The following is a 600-nucleotide window of genomic DNA, read 5'->3' as shown; positions in this document are numbered from 1 at the left end:
GCTAAAAAGCTCCCTTTCGGATTGTAACTTCTATGCACTTCATCTAAAAAGAAAACACGTTGCACATTTACATTGTAATCGTTGTTTTTTATAACATCAGGATCGTCTTTAAACTTTTGAATATTGACAACCGTTATTTCTGCTTTACCAGAATTGTTATGAATTACATGTGTAGATTTTATATCTCTACTAAAAGCATCTCTGCTACTAATTTTATGGACTATTAAGCCACGAGAGCTAAACTCTTTTGCCGCTTGATTTAATAAATCAATTCTATCGACTATAAAATAAAATTTAGGAATGACATTTTTATGCTGGTAGTAATCTGTTAAATGTTTTACATTAAAATAAGTCAAGGCCGTTTTACCAGAACCTTGCGTATGCCAAATAATTCCTTTTTTTATTCCATTTTCTAATTTGTTCTCTATCGCTTTTGTCGCAAATATTTGAGGATAACGCATTACATGTTTTTCCAAGCCATGATCCTCTTCAACATACGCAAAAGCATATTGTAGCATGAATTTTAATCGGTCTTTTTGAAATAACGAAGTAGCGATCGAATTCGTAGCAGAGTTTGGATTATTATTCGAGGCAAATTCT

The 600-nt window shown here is 31.8% G+C and carries 1 protein-coding gene; it reads right to left on the bottom strand.

Going from position 1 to position 600, the window contains the following annotated elements; genetic code table 11:
- The coding region (locus FGM02_RS17785) for a DEAD/DEAH box helicase family protein (RefSeq protein WP_139959969.1) at positions 1-600 on the bottom strand (600 nt) is incomplete at both ends.

The sequence above is a fragment of the Flavicella sediminum genome, from assembly GCF_006381105.1.
GTDB lineage: Bacteria > Bacteroidota > Bacteroidia > Flavobacteriales > Flavobacteriaceae > Flavicella > Flavicella sediminum.
This window is presented reverse-complemented; position numbering and strand designations above follow the sequence as displayed.